The sequence below is a fragment of the Staphylococcus sp. HMSC065D05 genome, assembly GCF_001813195.1.
Taxonomy (GTDB): domain Bacteria; phylum Bacillota; class Bacilli; order Staphylococcales; family Staphylococcaceae; genus Staphylococcus; species Staphylococcus epidermidis.
In genome coordinates, this window is sequence record NZ_KV811746.1 from 462,480 (window position 1) to 482,677 (window position 20,198).

Here is a 20,198-nt window from a genome sequence, read left to right on the forward strand (position 1 = left end):
TTAATTTTAACTTGGGTATAGAGTAATTAATCAAAATAGAAGGGATGATAGTTGTGTCTAATAATAATTTTAAAGATGATTTTGAAAAGAATCGTCAATCTATTAATCCAGACGAGCATCAAAGAGATTTAAAAGAAGATGATAAAACAAATGAAAATAATAAAGAAGTAGACTCTCAAAACAGTGTATCTAATAACTCAAATCAGCAATTTCCACCAAGAAATGCACAACGACGAAAAAGACGCAGAGAGACAGCTACAAATCAAAGCAAACATCAAGACGACAAGCATCAAAAAAATAGTGACGCTAAAACTACAGAAGGTTCATTAGATGACCGTTATGACGAAGCACAGTTACAGCAACAACATGATAATTCGCAACAGCAAAATAAAATTGAAAAACAATCACAAGATAGTAGAATGATAGATGGAAAAGATGCAGCTATTGTAAATGGAAAATCTGAGTCTTCAGAACATAAATCAAAATCAACACAAAATAGACCCGGCCCTAAAGTTCAACAACAAAAGGATAAATCAGAAAGTACGCAATCAAAATCTTCAACAAACAAAGATAAAAAAGTAGCTACAGGAGCTGGAATAGCTGGTGCAACTGGTGTTGCAGAAACATCCAAACACCATCATAATAAAAAAGATAAACAAGATTCTAAACAGTCAAATCATGAGAATGACGAAAAATCTGTTAAAAATGATGACAAAAAGCAATCTAAAAAAGGCAAGAAAGCAGCAGTCGGTGCTGGCGCAGCTGCAGGAGTTGGTGCGGCTGGTGCTGCGCATCATAACAAACAAAATAAACATCAAAATGAGGAAAAAAATTCTAGTCAAAACAATCAGTACAATAACCACTCAGATGATAAGAAAAAAGGTGGTTTCATGAAAATCTTGTTACCACTCATAGCAGCCATTCTTATTCTAGGTGCAATAGCAATATTCGGTGGTATGGCTTTAAATAATCACAACGACAGTAAAAGTGATGACCAAAAAATAGCGAATCAAAGTAAGAAAGACTCAGATAAAAAAGATGGTGAGCAATCCGGAGATAACAAAGACAAAAATCACGATAGTAAAAAAGACAAAAAATCTGATTCTGATAAGAAAGCTAATGATGATTCTGATAAGAACGCTAATAATGATTCTGATAAGAACACTAATGATGACTCTGATAATAGTTCCTCAAATCCTAACGCTACTTCAACTAATAATAACGATAATGTAGCTAATAATAACTCAAATTATACAAACCAAAATCAACAAGATAATGCAAATCAAAATAGCAATAATCAACAGACAACTCAAGGACAACAATCACATACAGTATACGGTCAAGAAAACTTATATCGTATCGCCATACAATATTATGGAGAAGGAACTCAAGCTAACGTAGATAAAATTAAACGTGCGAATGGATTAAGCAGTAATAATATTCATAATGGTCAAACACTAGTTATTCCTCAATAACATGATTAATAGTCCCAGTATTGGTGACAAACACCAATATTGGGGCTATATTTTTATTTAATTCAAAATTCAGGTCTTAGCTAAAATAGTGAATAACTGATATAATTATTTGGTGATTAAAGGAGGATAAGTATGCAAACTATTGAAAGCATCATTATAGGTGGCGGTCCATGTGGATTAAGTGCAGCAATTGAACAAAAGAAAAAAGGTATTGAAACATTAGTAATTGAAAAAGGTAATGTTGTTGAATCAATCTATAATTATCCAACACATCAGACTTTTTTCTCATCAAGTGATAAATTAAGTATCGGAGATATTCCTTTTATTGTTGAAGATAGTAAGCCAAGACGCAATCAAGCGCTTGTATACTATAGGGAAGTCGTTAAACATCATCAACTTAACATACATCCGTTCGAAGAAGTTTTAACAGTTAAAAAAATAAATAATAAATTTGCAATTACAACCACAAAAGGTGTATATGAATGTAAATATTTAACTGTTGCTACGGGTTATTATGGTCAACATAATACTTTAGAAGCGGAAGGGGCAGAATTACCTAAAGTATTCCATTACTTTAAAGAAGCACATCCGTATTTTAATCAAAATGTTGTTATTATTGGAGGCAAAAACTCTGCTGTTGATGCTGCGTTAGAATTAGAAAAAGCTGGTGCTAATGTAACTGTTTTATATCGTGGTGAACAGTATCCTAAAGCAATTAAACCATGGATATTACCTAATTTCGAATCATTAGTCAATCATGAAAAAATAACGATGGAATTTAATGCGACAGTAACCAAAATTACCGATCATTCAGTGACTTATGAAAAAGATGATCAACTTATAGAAATTGATAATGACTACGTTTTTGCTATGATTGGTTATCATCCAGATTACGATTTCTTAAAAACGATAGGTATAGATATCCATACCAATGAATATGGTACTGCTCCTGTTTATAATCGAGAAACATTTGAAACAAACGTCGAAAATTGTTATATAGCTGGTGTTATTGCTGCGGGTAATGATGCAAATACTATTTTTATCGAAAATGGTAAATACCATGGTGGTGTCATTACACAAAGCATTTTGACAAAAAAACAAACACCACTTGAAACATAGAGCCTACAAAAAGCTTGGGATACTAAACAATGTCCCAAGCTTTCTTAATGTATTGGTAATCAATGACTCAATTAAAATGCACATATTAATGATAGGTAAGCCTTAATTAGAGTATAATTGCACTAAAGAAATTTCATAGACAATGCACGCAACTAATAGAAATCGGAGTGTGACAATGAACTCGATACGAATTTTTGTCCCACTCTTTTTAATTACTCTTCGAAATATCGCTCTAATTGATTATGAGTCATATCCTGACTCAAACCAACTAGTAATTTTAGCCTTGCCTTTGGTCCATTTAAACCATTCGAAAAAATAACATCATTATTTTTTAAATCTGCGCCACCACCTTCATAAGCATATACAGGACTAACAATGCCATTGAATGATCTAGATACGAGAACTAGAGGAATCTTATTCTTTAGACATTGCTGTAGTCCATTAAGACAACTTTTTGGAAGATTACCTTGTCCTAGTGCTTCGATGACTATACCATCAACGTGCTGTTGTGCATAAAATGATAGTACATCATCTTCCATACCCATGTATGCTTTTACAAGTGGAACACGTAAATTTACATCGATATATTGATAGGTAGTTTGTCTGTAGGGATGATGATAAAATTGTACTCGATTCTTGGTGAGTACACCTAAAGGCCCCTGATTAGGACTTTGAAATGTATTTATATTCGAAGTATGTGTCTTTGTCACATTACGAGCAGTATGAATCTCATCATTAAATACAACCATTACCCCTTTATGATTAGCCTCAGATGAAGTAGCAACCCTTATAGCAGAAATAAAATTATAGAGACCATCGGAACCAATCTCATTGGATGATCTCATTGCTCCAGTAATTACTATGGGCTCTTGAATATCAATTAATAAATCTATTAAAAAAGCTGTTTCCTCAAGTGTATCTGTTCCATGAGTAATAACAAATCCATCATATATATTTTCTTTAGAATATGTAATGATTTCGTCTCTTAATCGCACAACATTCGAAATTGTCATATGCGGCGAGGGTATATTTAGAAGATTGATTTCGTCAACCTTTGCATATTGACTAATGATATTTTGATGTTGAGATATTGGATTTTCTTCATTCGTTATCACTTTATTAGTTTGATCTTGTGACATACTTATTGTGCCACCAGTGTGTATGACAAGTAGACGTTTCATTACGTATTCCTCCTATTTATTCTTTACTTTTTTATGATAAAATAATATCTATAAAACAACAAGGAAGGTTATCAAATAATGAGTTCAATTAATATTGCACTAGATGGCCCAGCTGCTGCAGGTAAGAGTACTATTGCTAAACGTGTAGCCAGTCGTCTATCTATGATATATGTTGATACAGGAGCAATGTATCGTGCCATTACATATAAATATTTACAAAATGGCAAACCCGAAAATTTTGATTATCTAATTAATAACACTAAACTTGAGCTTACTTATGATGAAGCAAAAGGGCAAAGAATCGTACTAGACAATCAAGACGTCACTGATTATTTAAGAGAAAATAATGTAACACATCACGTATCTTATGTTGCTTCTAAAGAACCAGTGCGTTCCTTTGCAGTGAAAATACAAAAAGAATTAGCTGCTAAAAAAGGTATCGTTATGGATGGCCGAGATATTGGTACAGTTGTATTACCAGATGCCGAATTAAAAGTTTATATGATTGCATCTGTTGCTGAACGCGCTGAACGACGACAAAAAGAGAATGAACAACGTGGCATTGAATCAAATTTAGAACAATTAAAAGACGAAATTGAAGCACGAGATCACTATGATATGAATCGTGAAATTTCGCCATTACAAAAAGCCGAAGATGCTATTACACTTGATACTACTGGTAAATCTATTGAAGAGGTAACAAATGAAATATTGTCTCTACTTTAAATGTTAAAATTAAAATCCTAATATTGTTTATTGTAAACATTTAAGTGTAGTAGAATTTATAATCAATGACTAGAACATATTAAAATTATTAGTGTTGATTTATACAAAAGCCACGGACGCTCTGTCTCTGGCTTTTATTTTTGACCATTGAGAACTATGTAAATAATCTTATTTTTAACCAAGTCTCCTCGATAGAGTAGTAATACAATGTTTATTACCAATTCTGATATATCTTTTTCAATTTTATTCCTCATATTATTATGAGCTTAGGATTAATTGCCATGAAATTTATGTTACAATAAAAATAACAATGTTATTAAATATACTATAAACTAAATTGACCATCACTTAACTAGGTGCTCTGTTAAACTTTTGTTATAAATTAAAGATAGATGCAACCTATTCATATAAAGTGGTATCTCTTGACAATTTTACTTGTTTATAAGATGTTATAATTATGTAGTGTATAAGGAGGCATACAAGATGACTGAAGAATTCAATGAATCAATGATTAATGATATTAAAGAAGGTGACAAAGTCACTGGTGAAGTTCAACAAGTAGAGGATAAACAAGTTGTTGTGCATATTAATGGTGGCAAATTTAATGGAATTATTCCTATTAGCCAGCTTTCAACACATCATATCGAAAACCCTAGTGAAGTTGTAAAAGTCGGTGATGAAGTTGAAGCGTACGTCACTAAAATCGAGTTCGATGAAGAAAACGATACTGGGGCATACATTTTATCAAAAAGACAACTTGAAACTGAAAAATCTTATGAATATTTACAAGAAAAACTAAATAACGATGAAGTGATTGAAGCTGAAGTTACTGAAGTAGTTAAAGGTGGTTTAGTCGTTGACGTTGGTCAAAGAGGTTTTGTACCTGCTTCTCTAATTTCAACTGATTTCATTGAAGACTTTTCTGTATTCGATGGTCAAACAATCCGTATTAAAGTGGAGGAACTTGATCCTGAAAATAACAGAGTCATTTTAAGCCGTAAAGCTGTGGAACAGTTAGAAAACGATGCTAAAAAAGCTTCAATATTAGATTCTTTAAATGAAGGCGATGTTATTGATGGTAAAGTTGCTCGATTAACTAACTTTGGTGCTTTCATTGATATTGGTGGTGTAGATGGTTTAGTTCATGTATCTGAATTATCTCATGAACATGTTCAAACACCAGAAGAAGTTGTGTCAGTCGGTGAAGCAGTCAAAGTTAAAGTTAAATCTGTAGAAAAAGATTCTGAACGTATTTCTTTATCTATTAAAGACACTTTACCAACACCATTTGAAAACATTAAAGGGAAATTTCACGAAGATGATGTTATTGAAGGTACTGTAGTACGTTTGGCGAACTTTGGCGCATTCGTAGAAATTGCTCCATCCGTCCAAGGTTTAGTGCATATTTCTGAAATCGATCATAAACATATCGGTTCTCCTAACGAAGTATTAGAACCCGGACAACAAGTTAATGTAAAAATATTAGGTATCGATGAAGATAATGAAAGAATTTCATTATCAATCAAAGCAACATTACCAAAAGAGAATGTCATTGAAAGTGACGCATCCACAACTCAATCATATCTTGAAGATGATAATGATGAAGATAAACCAACATTAGGCGACGTTTTTGGTGACAAATTTAAAGATCTTAAATTTTAATTAAACTAAAATTATTTGCGATATAAAATATAATGACTCCAATTTACGCGTAAGCTTAAAATCAAATTTACGTGTAATAATTGGAGTCTTTTTTTAAACGATATACTGTACAAAATATATCTTTTCGAACATGTAAAATAAACATATTCAAGTTTTGAATAAATCTGCTCTTATGATAAAATTATGTAGATTAAAAAAGAGAGGAAGTTTATCCTATGACTAAACCGATAGTAGCAATTGTAGGAAAACCAAACGTAGGGAAATCTACAATTTTTAATAGAGTTGTCGGCGAACGTGTTTCTATCGTAGAAGATACACCAGGCGTTACTCGTGATCGTATTTATTCATCTGGCGAGTGGTTGACTCATGAATTTAACATCATTGATACAGGTGGTATTGAAATTGGAGATGCTCCTTTTCAAACTCAAATCCGTGCACAGGCAGAAATAGCAATTGAAGAAGCAGATGTCATCATTTTTATGGTCAATGTTAGAGAAGGACTTACACAAAGTGATGAAATGGTCGCACAAATGCTTTATAAATCTAAGAAACCTGTTGTATTAGCTGTGAATAAAGTTGATAATCTTGAAATGCGTAATGATATCTATGATTTCTATTCTTTAGGCTTTGGAGATCCATATCCTATTTCTGGTTCACATGGATTAGGACTTGGGGATTTACTAGATGCTGTCGTTGAAAACTTTAATAAAGAATCAGAAGATCCTTATGACGAAGATACGATACGTCTTTCCATCATAGGTAGACCTAATGTTGGTAAATCTAGCTTGGTCAATGCTATTTTAGGCGAAGAACGTGTTATTGTGTCTAATGTTGCTGGTACAACTCGAGATGCCATTGATACCGAATACTCTTATGATGGACAAGATTATGTATTGATTGATACTGCTGGAATGAGAAAAAAGGGTAAGGTGTATGAATCGACTGAAAAATATTCTGTATTACGTGCATTAAAAGCGATTGAGCGTTCAGAAGTAGTATTAGTAGTTATTGATGCTGAACAAGGTATAATTGAACAAGATAAACGTGTAGCTGGCTATGCACATGAGGAAGGTAAAGCTATTGTTATTGTAGTAAATAAATGGGATACAGTCGAAAAAGATAGTAAGACAATGAAAAAATTCACTGATGATGTTAGAAATGAATTTCAATTTTTAGATTATGCTCAAATTGCGTTCGTATCAGCAAAAGAAGGGCTAAGATTAAAAACATTATTCCCTTATATCAATCAAGCCAGTGAAAATCATAAAAAGCGTGTCCAAAGTTCGACACTTAATGAAGTTGTTACTGATGCCATCTCAATGAATCCAACACCTACTGACAAAGGTAGAAGACTTAACGTATTCTATACAACTCAGGTTGCAATTGAACCACCGACATTTGTAGTATTTGTTAATGATGTCGAATTAATGCATTTTTCTTATAGGAGATATTTAGAAAACCAAATTCGTAATGCTTTTGGTTTTGAAGGAACACCTATTCATATTATTCCAAGAAAAAGAAATTAAAAACAAAGGGGAATTCAATAATGAGAAAAATTACAGTTTTTGGTATGGGTAGTTTTGGTACTGCATTAGCTAATGTATTAGCTCAAAATGGTCATGATGTTTTAATGTGGGGCAAAAATGTAGAGAATGTAGATGAACTTAACACACATCATATGAACAAAAGTTATCTTAAAGATGCTAAATTAGATTCATCTATAAAAGCAACTGCAGATTTAAATAGCGCAGTGCAATTTTCAGATATCTATCTTATGGCTCTACCTACAAAAGCAATAAGAGAAGTATCAAAAGATATCGATCAATTACTCACATCTAAAAAGACTTTTATTCATGTTGCTAAAGGCATTGAAAACGGTACATTTAAGCGCGTATCTGAAATGATTGAGGATTCTATCTTGCCAGAACATAATGGAGGAATCGGTGTCTTATCAGGTCCAAGTCATGCTGAAGAAGTTGTTATCAAACAACCTACAACTGTAGCTGCATCATCTAAAGATAATAATGTGAGCAAACTTATTCAAGATTTATTTATGAACGACTATTTACGTGTTTACACAAATAATGATTTAGTAGGTGTAGAACTAGGTGGTGCTTTAAAAAATATTATAGCTATAGCTAGTGGTATCGTTGCCGGCATGGGTTACGGTGATAATGCCAAGGCTGCTTTAATGACACGAGGTTTAGCCGAAATCAGTCGACTTGGTGAGAAACTTGGAGCGGATCCAATGACTTTCTTAGGTCTAGGTGGCATAGGTGACTTGATCGTAACTTGTACGTCCACACATTCACGAAATTACACACTTGGATTTAAATTAGGGCAAGGCAAAACAGCAGAAGAAGCTTTAAAAGAGATGAAAATGGTAGTTGAAGGTATTTATACAACTAAGTCAGTATATCATCTTGCTCAACAAGAAGGAGTAGAAATGCCTATCACCAACGCACTATATGAAGTTTTATTTGAAGATGTCCCTGTAAGTAAAAGTGTCAGAACACTTATGGAAAGAGACAAAAAAGCAGAATAGATAGTGTAATATTACTTTTTATGAGCGAATATTAAAAAAATTCGTCATAAATCGCATAAAACCAACGTTTCTATTGCATAAATCGTTGCGATGACAGTAACCCTTGTGTTAAAGTCAAAACATAATGATATAATGAATATCATTATAAAACCTCAGGAGGTGAATTCATAATGAATAAAACTGATTTAATCAATGCAGTTGCAGAACAAGCTGACTTAACTAAAAAAGAAGCTGGTTCAGCAGTAGATGCTGTATTTGAATCTATCCAAAACTCACTTGCTAAAGGTGAAAAAGTACAATTAATCGGTTTCGGTAACTTTGAAGTACGTGAACGCGCTGCTCGTAAAGGTCGTAACCCTCAAACAGGTAAAGAAATTGACATCCCTGCAAGTAAAGTACCAGCATTTAAAGCTGGTAAAGCATTAAAAGATGCTGTAAAATAATTTACTTAAAAAAGCCCCTTTGAGGGCTTTTTCTTTTTAACTTATAGATCAATGGTCTATCGCTCTATATATTTTATTTTTAAGTAGATTCAACACTTCATAATTTGTATCAATATTAAAAATATTTATATTATCGACTGTCTTAGTCTTAAAATTTGATAAATTACGTCATTTCAATCAATTACATATATATTTAGGAATGAGTTTGGGTTGATATACTCATTTACTATTTAATTAAGCTCGTTTATCTAGCTATACTAGCTAGTAATCATCTAGTTAAAAAATTTATATAAAGCCATCTAGTAATTATTATCATATTAGTAATTACTAGATCTTTGGTAAAATGAGTTTTATTCCTCAAATCGCAAGCCACTTGCATAGAATAACTATTTATTTTAAAAGACTTAATCCAATAGATTTTATTTTTTTACATATAATGTTAATATTGTTAATGATAATATCGTGAGGTGTGAACATGGAAACGACAATAAGCAAACTGAACAAACATGTAGAACAACTGCTTAAGGGCATTAATGAGTATGAGTCTATTGAAATCAATAGCTCTTTAAGTCAATTATTAGATATGTACTCTATCCCAGATGAAGCTAAGATTGCTTGCCTCACAATTGATACATCTATGCGTCATTTGGATGCTATCGGTGATAATCATCTATCTAAGAAAGCAATATTAATAGGGGACCTATTAAGTGCTCATTTCTATACTCTATTAGCAAATATTCAAGATTCCACTTTTCAACTTACAATGAGCAAGGCCATTGTTAAAATCAATGAGGATAAATCATCAATTAATCAAAATGATCTCACTGATGAAGAATTGAAAGATGCGATTCTAGATATCGAAATACTATTTCCATATCTTACAATTAACCATTTTGGAAGTTCTGTTGATAAAATCAAATTATTCACTGAATTGACTTCTAAATATAAAGATTACCATCCTGAGTATCTGGGTAAGTTTAACAGACATGAAATAGATAAATATATTCAAGAAATTAGCAAAAGTTATAAAAAGAAGAGGTAATGAAAATGGCTGAAAATCAAGCTAAAAAAGAACAAGTTCATACAGTATTCCAAAATATTTCTCAAAAATACGATCGACTCAACAACATCATAAGTTTCGAACAACATAAAGTATGGAGAAAACATGTTATGAGTACTATGAATGTACAAAAAGGTAGTAAAGCTTTAGATGTGTGTTGTGGTACCGCTGATTGGACTATTGCATTAAGCGAAGCAGTAGGCTCAAAAGGTCAAGTAACTGGTCTTGATTTTAGTGAAAATATGCTTGAGGTAGGTAAACAGAAAACTGCTTCATTGGACAATATCCAGCTTGTTCATGGTGATGCTATGAATTTACCATTTGATGATAACTCATTTGATTATGTTACTATTGGTTTTGGCTTACGCAATGTACCGGATTATTTGTCAGCACTCAAAGAAATGCATCGAGTTTTAAAACCAGGAGGCATGGTGGTATGTCTTGAAACAAGCCAACCGACATTGCCATTATTCAAACAAATCTATAGTTTATACTTTAAATTTGTGATGCCAATTTTTGGTAAGATGTTTGCTAAGTCTAAAGAGGAATATGAATGGTTGCAACAATCAACATTTAATTTTCCTGACAAACAAACATTGAAAGGCCTATTCTTTGAAGCAGGTTTTAACGATATCATTGTACGTAGCTTTACAGGTGGCGTTGCTGCAATGCACCTTGGCTATAAAGAAAACAGTTCTAGCAAAGGTGATTAACGTGGCAAAGTTAAACATTAACAACGAAATAAAGAAAGTAGAAAAGCGACTTGAAGAAGCAATTATAAGTTCTGATCAAACATTACAAGACGCCTCATTCCATTTACTATCTTCAGGTGGAAAAAGAGTTAGACCCGCTTTTGTTATTTTAAGTGGTCAATTTGGCTCTAACAACAAACCTTCAGAAGATACGTATCGTGTAGCAGTAGCTTTAGAACTAATTCACATGGCTACCTTAGTCCACGATGATGTGATAGATAAAAGTGATAAACGTAGAGGTCGACTCACTATTTCAAAAAAATGGGACCAAAGTACAGCTATTTTAACAGGAAATTTCTTACTTGCTATGGGACTCAAGCATCTATCTGAAATCAGTGATACTCGTGTCCATACGACCATTTCTAAATCAATTGTTGATGTGTGTAGAGGAGAACTATTCCAATTTCAAGATCAATTTAATAGCAATCAAACAATTACTAATTATTTACGTCGTATCAACCGTAAAACAGCACTTCTTATTCAACTGTCTACACAAGTTGGTGCGATTACTTCTAATGCGTCAAATGACGTTATTCGTAAATTAAAAATGATCGGACATTATATAGGTATGAGTTTCCAAATTATAGATGATGTGCTAGATTTTACCAGTTCTGAAAAGAAACTTGGTAAACCGGTTGGTAGTGATCTTATGAATGGTCATATTACATTACCTGTACTATTAGAAATGCGAAAAAATAAGACTTTTAAAGATAAAGTTTCACAACTTAATCCCGACAGTCCTCAACATGCTTTCGAAACTTGTATAACAATAATTAGACAGTCCGAAAGCATAGAACAGTCAAAACAAATAAGTGAAAAGTATTTAAATAAAGCAATCCATTTAATCGATGAATTAGAGGATGGTCCTAATAAAGAACTATTTAGAAAGCTTATTAAAAAAATGGGAAGTCGAAATAAGTAAGTTTTGTGACAAAAGTTGAAAGCGCTTCATTATCCTGTTACCATACTAAGTAGCAGGATATTTTTATAGCTTGCAATGTTTTAAGTTTTTTACATACTTATAAAAATGAATGAAACACATGCACAGGGGGACACACGAAGTGGAACGCACATTTTTGATGATTAAACCGGACGCTGTCCAAAGAAATTTAATTGGTGAGATTATATCTCGCATTGAAAAGAAAGGTCTTAAGCTTGTTGGCGGTAAGTTTATGCAAGTTCCTATGGAACTAGCTGAAAAGCATTATAGTGAACATGAAGGAAAACCGTTCTACGACAAGTTAATTTCATTCATTACTTCTGCACCCGTTTTTGCTATGGTAGTAGAAGGTGAAAATGCTGTAGCTGTATCTCGTAAAATTATTGGAAGTACAAATCCAAGTGAAGCAGCTCCTGGTACAATTCGAGGCGACTATGGTTTAAATCTAGGTCGTAATATTATACATGGTTCGGATTCAACAGAATCAGCACAACGTGAAGTTAAATTATGGTTTACAAGTAGTGAAATTGCTGATTATAAAGAACCTAGAGAAGATTGGTTATACGAATAATAAAAATATCAAATAATGAAATTCATTTTATCCGTTAATGTCTGTGACGCACATTTGTGTCTCAGGCATTTTTTATGATTAACCAAATGCCATTTGCTTAAAATAATACTTATTGAATTAGTCTTTTTAATTTTTTATCTAGGGATTAAACGATGTAACACCATAAAAAGTTCGATTATGTAGCAATTTTTATCTTTTGACAATTGAGTATTCATTATTAAGTAATGACGTATTTTTAGTATTTCATTCATGTATCTAATGATTTAGCTCTTTTGATTTTTTTCAGTAGACTGATTTTTAATTTATATAATATCACTACGACATAACAATCATCTTGGTGCTATTCTTTCTAAAATATTTATCACTGCTAAAATAAAAATCTTCTTGTTTATCTAACTGACTTATGTTGTTTGATTGAATATGATAATATATTAAACATATTACAATTTAATGTATTGAAGAATAGAAAGGGGCGTGCGATCATGAGATACCTCACATCCGGTGAATCACATGGACCACAACTTACAGTCATCATTGAAGGTGTTCCAGCTAATTTAGAAATTACGGCTGAAGATATTAATAAGGAAATGTTTAAACGTCAAGGGGGATATGGTCGGGGTCGTCGTATGCAAATTGAAAAAGATACTATAGAAATTGTGTCAGGCGTCAGAAATGGCTTTTCTTTGGGAAGTCCAATAACTTTAGTAGTTACTAACGACGATTTCACTCATTGGAGAAAAATAATGGGCGTCGCACCAATTAGCGATGAAGAAAGAGAAAATATGAAACGTACCATTACAAAACCTAGACCAGGCCATGCTGATCTTGTAGGCGGTATGAAATATAATCATCGTGATTTAAGAAATGTGCTCGAGCGTTCATCTGCTAGAGAAACAGCAGCAAGAGTTGCTGTGGGTGCTGTTTCAAAAATTCTTTTAGAACAATTAGATATCCACTTATACAGCCGTGTAGTCGAAATTGGTGGTATTAAAGACAAAGGTTTATATGATGTAGATATGTTCAAAAATAATGTAGATAAAAATGATGTACGTGTAGTTGACGAAAATATAGCGCAACAAATGAGAGATAAAATAGATGAAGCAAAAAAAGACGGAGATTCAATCGGGGGCGTAGTTCAAGTAATGGCTGAAAACATGCCTATTGGTGTGGGAAGTTATGTACATTATGACCGTAAATTAGATGGACGTATTGCACAGGGTGTTGTGAGTATCAACGCATTCAAAGGTGTAAGTTTTGGTGAAGGATTTAAAGCAGCTGAAAAACCTGGTAGCGAAATTCAAGATGAAATTCATTATAATCAAGATTTAGGCTATTTTAGAGCTACAAATCACTTAGGTGGATTTGAAGGAGGCATGAGTAATGGGATGCCTATCATTGTTAATGGTGTGATGAAGCCTATCCCTACTTTATATAAGCCACTAAACTCAGTTGATATTAACAGTAAAGAAGACTTCAAAGCTACTATTGAACGCTCAGATAGTTGTGCAGTGCCCGCAGCTAGCGTAGTATGTGAACACGTTGTCGCTTTTGAATTAGCAAAAGCAGTACTCGAAGAGTTTCAATCTAACCACATGGACCAACTCATAGCACAAATTAAAGAGCGTCGACAACTCAATATAGAATTTTAATTACCCTAGAATGATTGAGGTGAAAGCATGGAACTTAAAACATCATATGCAAGTGATAATTATCCCATTATCGTTGAACATCACGCAATTAACTCTTTAGAAAGATATATTAAAAATGAAGAACAACGTTTTTTCATTATCGATAAGCAAGTCTATAATTTATTTGTAGATAAACTTGAAGCTTTGGCTCAAAAACTTGATGCTAAATGTATCGTAATCCCTTCTGGAGAAACGTCAAAATCATTCGAACATTATCATCGTACTATTGAATATTTACTAAGCCATCAATTAACACGTCAAACGTGTATTGTTGCCATTGGTGGTGGTGCTACAGGAGATTTCGCAGGGTTTATTGCTGCAACTTTACTTAGAGGCGTATCATTTGTCCAAGTACCGACAACTATTTTAGCCCACGATTCAAGTGTAGGTGGTAAAGTTGGAATTAATTCTGAGCATGGTAAAAATTTAATTGGTGCTTTTTATCGACCCAAAGCTGTTATTTATGATTTAGATTTTTTAGAAACTCTACCATATTCTGAAATACTAAGTGGGTATGCTGAGGTCTATAAGCACGCTTTATTAAACGGCGAGGATTCAACAAAAAATATCGAATCTAATTTTACCTCAAATAAAAATTTACAAGCGTTAAAAAATCTAGATTATTATTTATTTGAGGGTATAAAAACAAAACTAAATATTGTTGTTGAAGATGAGAAAGAAAAAGGTAAAAGAAAGTTTCTTAATCTTGGTCATACATTTGGTCATGCAATTGAATATGAGCATAAAATTCCTCATGGTCATGCAGTTATGATTGGTATTCTTTATCAATTTATTGTTGCGAATCACTTATTCGAGTCAAATTATAACATTCAACACTATATTAATTATATGAAAAAACTTAAATATCCATTATCTATCATCAAACAACTTCATTTTGAAGATACATACCATTTTATGCTTCTAGATAAAAAAAATGATTACAATGGTATTCAAATGGTCTTACTTAAAAATTTAGGGAAACCAGTTGTCACTCATGTTGATAAGGATACGCTTTTATCAGCTTTCGAGGAATTACAATCTTATTTTAAGTAGGTGAATCAAATGAATAACAGTGAAATAATTAATATTAATGGACCACTCAAAGGTGAAATAGAAGTACCTGGTGATAAATCGATGACACACCGCGCTATTATGTTAGCTTCATTAGCTAAAGGTATATCAACCATTTATGAACCATTATTGGGAGAAGATTGTCGACGTACTATGGATATCTTTAAACAATTGGGTGTAACAATTGAAGAGCAGGACAATTCTATCATAATCAATTCACCAGGATATCGAAATTTCACAACGCCACACCAAGTTCTCTATACTGGTAATTCTGGTACTACTACACGATTACTTGCTGGTCTTTTAAGCGGATTAGGCATTGAAAGTGTTTTATCTGGTGATGTATCTATAGGCAAAAGACCCATGGATAGAGTGATGAAACCTCTGCTGAAAATGAACGCTAATATATCTGGAATTGATAATAATTACACACCGCTTATTATTAAGCCTTCAACCATTAAAGGTATAAATTATCAAATGGAAGTTGCAAGTGCACAAGTTAAAAGTGCTATTTTACTTGCTAGCCTATTTTCAAAAGAAGCAACGACACTTACAGAAATTGATGTTAGTAGAAATCATACAGAAACATTGTTTGAACACTTTAATATTCCTATATCAATTCAAGGTAAGACAATCCAAACCATACCTTATGCAATTGAACATATACAGCCTAGAGACTTTCATGTTCCAGGGGATATCTCATCTGCTGCATTTTTCATAGTCGCAGCTCTAATTACGCCCGGTAGTGACATTACAATTCATAATGTTGGCATTAATCCCACTCGTTCAGGTATCATAGATATCGTTAAACAAATGGGAGGAAACATTGAATTAAGTAATGTAAGCAAAGGTGCAGAACCAACTGCATCAATACATGTAACATATACACCGAATTTGAATGCTGTTACAATTAAAGGCGACTTAGTTCCAAGAGCTATCGATGAATTGCCAGTTATTGCATTACTTTGCACACAAGCTTCAAATTCTTGTATTATCAAAGACGCAGAGGAATTAAAAGTGAAGGAAACAAATCGTATAGATACTACTGCAGACATGCTAAATTTACTTGGTTTTAATTTACAACCCACACATGATGGACTTATTATACATCCATCAGAATTTAGATCAAATGCAACTGTCGATAGTCAAACAGATCATCGTATAGGAATGATGTTAGCTGTAGCTTCACTACTTAGTTCAGAACCACTCAAAATAGAGCAATTTGACGCTGTTAATGTTTCCTTCCCAGGTTTTTTACCTAAACTAAAGCTTTTAGAAAATGAGGGAAAATAAAAAATGGAAGATATCTATAAACTTATAGACGATATCAATCTACAAAAAATAGAAAACTTAGATTCTCGAGTAAATGAGGCATTGAGTTCAAACAATGATGATGCGTTATTTATACTTGGTGAAACTTTATATAATTTCGGTCTTACACCTCAAGGGTTAGAAGTTTTTAGAACGTTGTATCATAAATACCCAGATGAAAGTGAATTACTCATTTACTTTATCGAAGGTCTCATGTCTGAAAATCAAACTGACGAAGCACTTGAATATTTAGCACAAGTAGAACCATCTACCGAAAAATTGATGCTAGAAGCCGATCTATACCAACAAATTAATATGTTAGAAGTAGCAATTGACAAATTGCAAGAAGCATTAGATCTTGAACCTAATGATCCAATTATTCACTTCGCCTTAGCAGAGCTATTATACTACGATGGGCAATACTTACGAGCTATAAGAGAGTATGAAACAGTATTGGAAACAGGTGAATATGAAGTGAATGGAGTAAATCTTTTCTCGCGAATGGCAGATTGTAGTTTACAAAGTGGTAATTATTCAGATGCTATTAGCTTATTTGATGAAATTAGTGAAGAAGAGATGAATTCTGAAGATTACTTTAAAAAATCAATTGCCTATGAAAAAAACGATTTAACGCAAGAAGCAATTAAAATTATGCAAACATTACTTTCAAAAGATCCTGATTTTATACAAGGATATTTTTATCTTCAATCTCTATTTGAAAATGAAAAAAATTATCCTGATGCTATAGAAACTGGTAAGGAAGGATTACGTTTAAGTCAATTTTACAAAGAATTAATGGTTTCTACAGGTAGCTTAGAAATAGAGCATGGAGATGCAAATGAAGGTGTAGAATTGTTAAAACAAGCCTTAGAGGTCGATAATGCATATCATGAACCATTGTTGATTTTAAGTGATTTATATCGTAATGAAGAAGACTATGAATCAATTATACAATTGTTGACTTATGTAGACGAAGAAGATTTAGATCCTATTTTCATGTGGCATTTAGCATATGCATACGGTCAAGAAGAACGAGATAAAGAAGCGCAACATTTCTTTGAATTAGCATATCCAACATTACAAACTCAAGTTGAATTTTTAAGCGATTATTATTTCTATTTATTAGAAATTGGTCAAAAAGAAAAAGCACTTTTGATTTTAAATCAATTATTAGAAATTGATCCAAGCAATGAAAATTGGCATGATGAGTCAATGAGATTGCAAATGTAAGTTGGTGACTTAAATGAATGATTCTCTTATTCGTATCAAACAAAATTTTATAGAATATATTCTGTTTAACTATCGTTTTAAATCAAGAATTACTGTGTGGGTATTAAATTATTTAAAGGCAAATCAAGATAAGCTAAATAATGTACATTTCGTAAATAGTAAAATCAATAATCATTATACTTTAGAAATTGCAGAAGTGGATACAACTGCTTCTGCAATTCAATTGAGCAAGGATAATAAAGCTTATATTAATACAAATCAAATTTTTAATTATATTGCAAATCATACATTAAGATTAGATATACAAATACATTTTGCTCATTGTCACGCGCGAGAACCTCGCTTAGATGATTTAATATTAATGCAGCTCATTCATTCACCTAGTTATTCATCTTATGTACAAGACTTGTATTCAATTTCTATGGATAAAAGAAAACAAACAACTATTATTCAAACCTTACAAAACAATATTGATTTAAGTTTACAAATGAATGAACCTGATTATTTTTATCAACTCACACAAATACTTAATGTGTTAAAATCAAAAGATATTCAATCAACTTTAAATGATAGGTAGCCCATACTAAGATGAATCAATGGCTTTGGGAAACTTCACTTTATCAAAAATGGTTGATTTCTTTTATTTTAGTTTGCAATATATTTGGTACGATATACGGTTATCATTGGTATAGTAGTCAATTAGCTAACACGCCAAATTATTTTAAATTATTTGTTCCAGATAGTCCCACTGCTACATTATTTTTATGTTTATCATTATTACTCATACTATTTAATAAGCGTAATGCACTGATTGACGCTTTAGCTTTTATAACTCTATTTAAATATGGTAGTTGGGCTGTAATTATGAATATTTTGATGTTCATAAAAATGAGTGATGTTGCTATAAACGGACTTATGTTGCTCATATCTCATGCAATTATGATGTTAGAAGCTATCTATTTTTATCCTCGTTTTAAAATATCTAAGTTGGCTGGATTGATGACTTTCATATGGGTGACTGTCAATGACGTAATAGATTACATATACGGACAATATCCATACTATAATTTTATCGCCAAACATTTAATTGAAGTAGGGGTGTTGGCTTATAGTCTCACTATCATATCGTATATTTTATTTTTAAAATTACAAAAGTGGTTGAAAGTTAAAATATTTGATTAAAGATAAATTTGACAGTAAAATGAAAATAAAGGAGAGTGAGTTTAATGTCTTTAATATCAATGATTATATATTTCGTAATATTAATGGTCATTCCAATGTGGGCTCAACATAAAGTTAAATCTAATTATGAAAAATACTCACAAGTGAGATCCACAAGTGGTAAAACTGGTCGTGAAGTAGCTGAAGAAATTTTACATTCTAATGGCATTTACGATGTTGACGTCGTTAAAGGCGAAGGCTTCTTAACTGATCACTATGACCCAAATAAAAAAGTTGTTTGTTTATCTCCTGCAAACTACGATAGACCATCAGTTGCTGGTACTGCAATTGCAGCCCATGAAGTAGGACATGCAATTCAACATCAGCAAGGTTACGCACCATTAAGATTTAGAACAGCATTAGTACCATTAGCTAATATTGGTAGTTCTTTAAGCTACATTATTATTATGGTAGGTATTGTTTTAACAGCTCTCGGTAGTGTCTTTGGCTCTACAGTTCTATGGGTTGGTGCTGGTTTAATGTCACTTGCAGTTTTATTCTCTATCGTGACATTACCTGTTGAGTTTAACGCTAGTTCAAGAGCGATGAAACAAATAACGGCTTTAAATATCGTTAATGAGAAAGAATACAAACACGCGAAAAAAGTTTTATCTGCAGCAGCAATGACATATGTGGCATCTACTGCAGTTGCGTTAGCTGAACTTGCTCGTATTATATTAATTGCAAGATCAAGTGATTAATCATATATAACAACGCAGTTCCTGGTAATCATTACAATTGATTTGTAATGGTTACCTTTTTTATTTGAATACGTGACAAAAGCCTATCTTTTAATACATATTAAACATTGCACTTGAAATGCAAGGCACTTTATTTTGTAATATACTATATAAGAATAGCGATAAAGGAGTACTTTCATATGAAATCTATGGAACAAATGCAACAAGAAGTTGATGACTATATCAGTCAGTTTAAAACTGGTTATTTTTCTCCACTTGCCAATCTTGCAAGAATGACAGAAGAAGTTGGAGAATTAGCACGCGAAATAAACCATCATTTTGGAGAGAAAAAAAAGAAAGATACTGAAGAAGATAATACAATTAAAGCTGAATTGGGAGACAATTTATTTGTTTTACTGTGTATTGCAAACTCTCTGAACATAGATATGACAGAAAGCTTTAATGACACGATGAATAAGTTTAATACAAGAGATAAAAATCGCTTTGAAAGAAAATAATTTAA

20 protein-coding genes are annotated in these 20,198 nt (G+C 32.4%); 19 read left to right on the forward strand and 1 reads right to left on the reverse strand.

The annotated features are described in order from the left end of the window. Positions 1-53 precede the first annotated feature (53 nt). Positions 54-1,475, forward strand: a complete 1,422-nt coding sequence (gene ebpS, locus HMPREF2897_RS07255; protein ID WP_141751287.1) for an elastin-binding protein EbpS — start codon at positions 54-56, stop codon at positions 1,473-1,475. A 132-nt stretch (positions 1,476-1,607) separates the two neighbouring features. Then, entirely contained in the window at positions 1,608-2,594 is a 987-nt protein-coding gene (gene ypdA, locus HMPREF2897_RS07260; RefSeq protein ID WP_070592851.1) for a bacillithiol disulfide reductase YpdA, read from the forward strand. Between the two features lie 212 nt (positions 2,595-2,806). Here the strand turns inward: ypdA and HMPREF2897_RS07265 are convergent, their stop codons facing one another. Beyond that, positions 2,807-3,775 (reverse strand): asparaginase, encoded by a 969-nt coding sequence (locus HMPREF2897_RS07265; RefSeq protein WP_002490940.1) that lies wholly within the window; start codon positions 3,773-3,775, stop codon positions 2,807-2,809. Positions 3,776-3,853: 78 nt separating this feature from the next. Here HMPREF2897_RS07265 and cmk point away from each other — a divergent pair, with 78 nt between their 5' ends. The 17 genes from cmk to HMPREF2897_RS07350 all read left to right on the forward strand — a co-directional run bounded on the left by cmk (position 3,854) and on the right by HMPREF2897_RS07350 (position 20,193). Then, positions 3,854-4,501 carry a (d)CMP kinase gene (cmk, locus tag HMPREF2897_RS07270; RefSeq protein ID WP_070592852.1) on the forward strand — a complete coding sequence of 216 codons (648 nt, stop codon included), beginning with the start codon at positions 3,854-3,856 and terminating at the stop codon, positions 4,499-4,501. Between the two features lie 483 nt (positions 4,502-4,984). Further along, positions 4,985-6,163, forward strand: a complete 1,179-nt coding sequence (gene rpsA / locus HMPREF2897_RS07275) for a 30S ribosomal protein S1 (RefSeq protein ID WP_002446479.1) — start codon at positions 4,985-4,987, stop codon at positions 6,161-6,163. Between the two features lie 215 nt (positions 6,164-6,378). Then, complete coding sequence (gene der, locus HMPREF2897_RS07280) at positions 6,379-7,689, forward strand: ribosome biogenesis GTPase Der (RefSeq protein WP_002468415.1); 1,311 nt, start codon at positions 6,379-6,381, stop codon at positions 7,687-7,689. A 20-nt stretch (positions 7,690-7,709) separates the two neighbouring features. Next, a complete protein-coding gene (locus HMPREF2897_RS07285) occupies positions 7,710-8,708 on the forward strand; it encodes an NAD(P)H-dependent glycerol-3-phosphate dehydrogenase (protein ID WP_002446477.1) in 999 nt (332 codons plus the stop codon). A 170-nt stretch (positions 8,709-8,878) separates the two neighbouring features. Beyond that, positions 8,879-9,151: an HU family DNA-binding protein gene (locus HMPREF2897_RS07290; protein ID WP_001043863.1), complete on the forward strand. Its 273-nt coding sequence runs from the start codon at positions 8,879-8,881 to the stop codon at positions 9,149-9,151. Positions 9,152-9,626: 475 nt separating this feature from the next. After that, the gene (locus tag HMPREF2897_RS07295) at positions 9,627-10,193 is read left to right on the forward strand and encodes a hypothetical protein (protein ID WP_002446476.1); all 567 of its coding nucleotides are present in this window, start codon (positions 9,627-9,629) and stop codon (positions 10,191-10,193) included. A 5-nt stretch (positions 10,194-10,198) separates the two neighbouring features. Next, a complete protein-coding gene (locus tag HMPREF2897_RS07300) occupies positions 10,199-10,924 on the forward strand; it encodes a demethylmenaquinone methyltransferase (protein ID WP_002457688.1) in 726 nt (241 codons plus the stop codon). A 1-nt stretch (position 10,925) separates the two neighbouring features. Next, a complete protein-coding gene (locus tag HMPREF2897_RS07305; protein WP_002489986.1) occupies positions 10,926-11,885 on the forward strand; it encodes a polyprenyl synthetase family protein in 960 nt (319 codons plus the stop codon). A 139-nt stretch (positions 11,886-12,024) separates the two neighbouring features. After that, positions 12,025-12,474: a nucleoside-diphosphate kinase gene (gene ndk, locus HMPREF2897_RS07310; RefSeq protein ID WP_001831235.1), complete on the forward strand. Its 450-nt coding sequence runs from the start codon at positions 12,025-12,027 to the stop codon at positions 12,472-12,474. Positions 12,475-12,956: 482 nt separating this feature from the next. Further along, entirely contained in the window at positions 12,957-14,123 is a 1,167-nt protein-coding gene (gene aroC / locus HMPREF2897_RS07315) for a chorismate synthase (RefSeq protein ID WP_002446472.1), read from the forward strand. 27 nt (positions 14,124-14,150) lie between these two features. Next, positions 14,151-15,215, forward strand: a complete 1,065-nt coding sequence (gene aroB / locus HMPREF2897_RS07320; RefSeq protein ID WP_070592853.1) for a 3-dehydroquinate synthase — start codon at positions 14,151-14,153, stop codon at positions 15,213-15,215. Positions 15,216-15,224: 9 nt separating this feature from the next. Then, positions 15,225-16,526 carry a 3-phosphoshikimate 1-carboxyvinyltransferase gene (aroA, locus tag HMPREF2897_RS07325; RefSeq protein WP_070592854.1) on the forward strand — a complete coding sequence of 434 codons (1,302 nt, stop codon included), beginning with the start codon at positions 15,225-15,227 and terminating at the stop codon, positions 16,524-16,526. Between the two features lie 3 nt (positions 16,527-16,529). Further along, on the forward strand, positions 16,530-17,774 hold the full coding sequence (locus tag HMPREF2897_RS07330) for a tetratricopeptide repeat protein (protein WP_070592855.1): 1,245 nt from the start codon (positions 16,530-16,532) through the stop codon (positions 17,772-17,774). Positions 17,775-17,787: 13 nt separating this feature from the next. Further along, positions 17,788-18,351: a YpiB family protein gene (locus HMPREF2897_RS07335; protein WP_002446468.1), complete on the forward strand. Its 564-nt coding sequence runs from the start codon at positions 17,788-17,790 to the stop codon at positions 18,349-18,351. Between the two features lie 11 nt (positions 18,352-18,362). Beyond that, on the forward strand, positions 18,363-18,956 hold the full coding sequence (locus HMPREF2897_RS07340) for a DUF1405 domain-containing protein (protein ID WP_070592856.1): 594 nt from the start codon (positions 18,363-18,365) through the stop codon (positions 18,954-18,956). Between the two features lie 44 nt (positions 18,957-19,000). Beyond that, positions 19,001-19,696 carry a zinc metallopeptidase gene (locus tag HMPREF2897_RS07345; RefSeq protein WP_002446466.1) on the forward strand — a complete coding sequence of 232 codons (696 nt, stop codon included), beginning with the start codon at positions 19,001-19,003 and terminating at the stop codon, positions 19,694-19,696. A gap of 179 nt (positions 19,697-19,875) precedes the next feature. Continuing rightward, a complete protein-coding gene (locus HMPREF2897_RS07350; RefSeq protein ID WP_002446465.1) occupies positions 19,876-20,193 on the forward strand; it encodes a nucleotide pyrophosphohydrolase in 318 nt (105 codons plus the stop codon). The last annotated feature ends 5 nt before the right edge of the window (positions 20,194-20,198 follow it).

Coding starts and splice junctions, on each gene's coding strand:
- aroC (WP_002446472.1), top strand. CDS start 12,957: ATGAGATACCTCACATCCGGTGAATCACATGGACCACAACTTACAGTC.
- HMPREF2897_RS07340 (WP_070592856.1), top strand. CDS start 18,363: ATGAATCAATGGCTTTGGGAAACTTCACTTTATCAAAAATGGTTGATT.
- cmk (WP_070592852.1), top strand. CDS start 3,854: ATGAGTTCAATTAATATTGCACTAGATGGCCCAGCTGCTGCAGGTAAG.
- HMPREF2897_RS07265 (WP_002490940.1), bottom strand. CDS start 3,775: ATGAAACGTCTACTTGTCATACACACTGGTGGCACAATAAGTATGTCA.
- HMPREF2897_RS07300 (WP_002457688.1), top strand. CDS start 10,199: ATGGCTGAAAATCAAGCTAAAAAAGAACAAGTTCATACAGTATTCCAA.
- ypdA (WP_070592851.1), top strand. CDS start 1,608: ATGCAAACTATTGAAAGCATCATTATAGGTGGCGGTCCATGTGGATTA.
- HMPREF2897_RS07290 (WP_001043863.1), top strand. CDS start 8,879: ATGAATAAAACTGATTTAATCAATGCAGTTGCAGAACAAGCTGACTTA.
- HMPREF2897_RS07295 (WP_002446476.1), top strand. CDS start 9,627: ATGGAAACGACAATAAGCAAACTGAACAAACATGTAGAACAACTGCTT.
- der (WP_002468415.1), top strand. CDS start 6,379: ATGACTAAACCGATAGTAGCAATTGTAGGAAAACCAAACGTAGGGAAA.
- HMPREF2897_RS07350 (WP_002446465.1), top strand. CDS start 19,876: ATGAAATCTATGGAACAAATGCAACAAGAAGTTGATGACTATATCAGT.
- HMPREF2897_RS07285 (WP_002446477.1), top strand. CDS start 7,710: ATGAGAAAAATTACAGTTTTTGGTATGGGTAGTTTTGGTACTGCATTA.
- HMPREF2897_RS07335 (WP_002446468.1), top strand. CDS start 17,788: ATGAATGATTCTCTTATTCGTATCAAACAAAATTTTATAGAATATATT.
- aroA (WP_070592854.1), top strand. CDS start 15,225: ATGAATAACAGTGAAATAATTAATATTAATGGACCACTCAAAGGTGAA.
- HMPREF2897_RS07345 (WP_002446466.1), top strand. CDS start 19,001: ATGTCTTTAATATCAATGATTATATATTTCGTAATATTAATGGTCATT.
- aroB (WP_070592853.1), top strand. CDS start 14,151: ATGGAACTTAAAACATCATATGCAAGTGATAATTATCCCATTATCGTT.
- rpsA (WP_002446479.1), top strand. CDS start 4,985: ATGACTGAAGAATTCAATGAATCAATGATTAATGATATTAAAGAAGGT.
- HMPREF2897_RS07330 (WP_070592855.1), top strand. CDS start 16,530: ATGGAAGATATCTATAAACTTATAGACGATATCAATCTACAAAAAATA.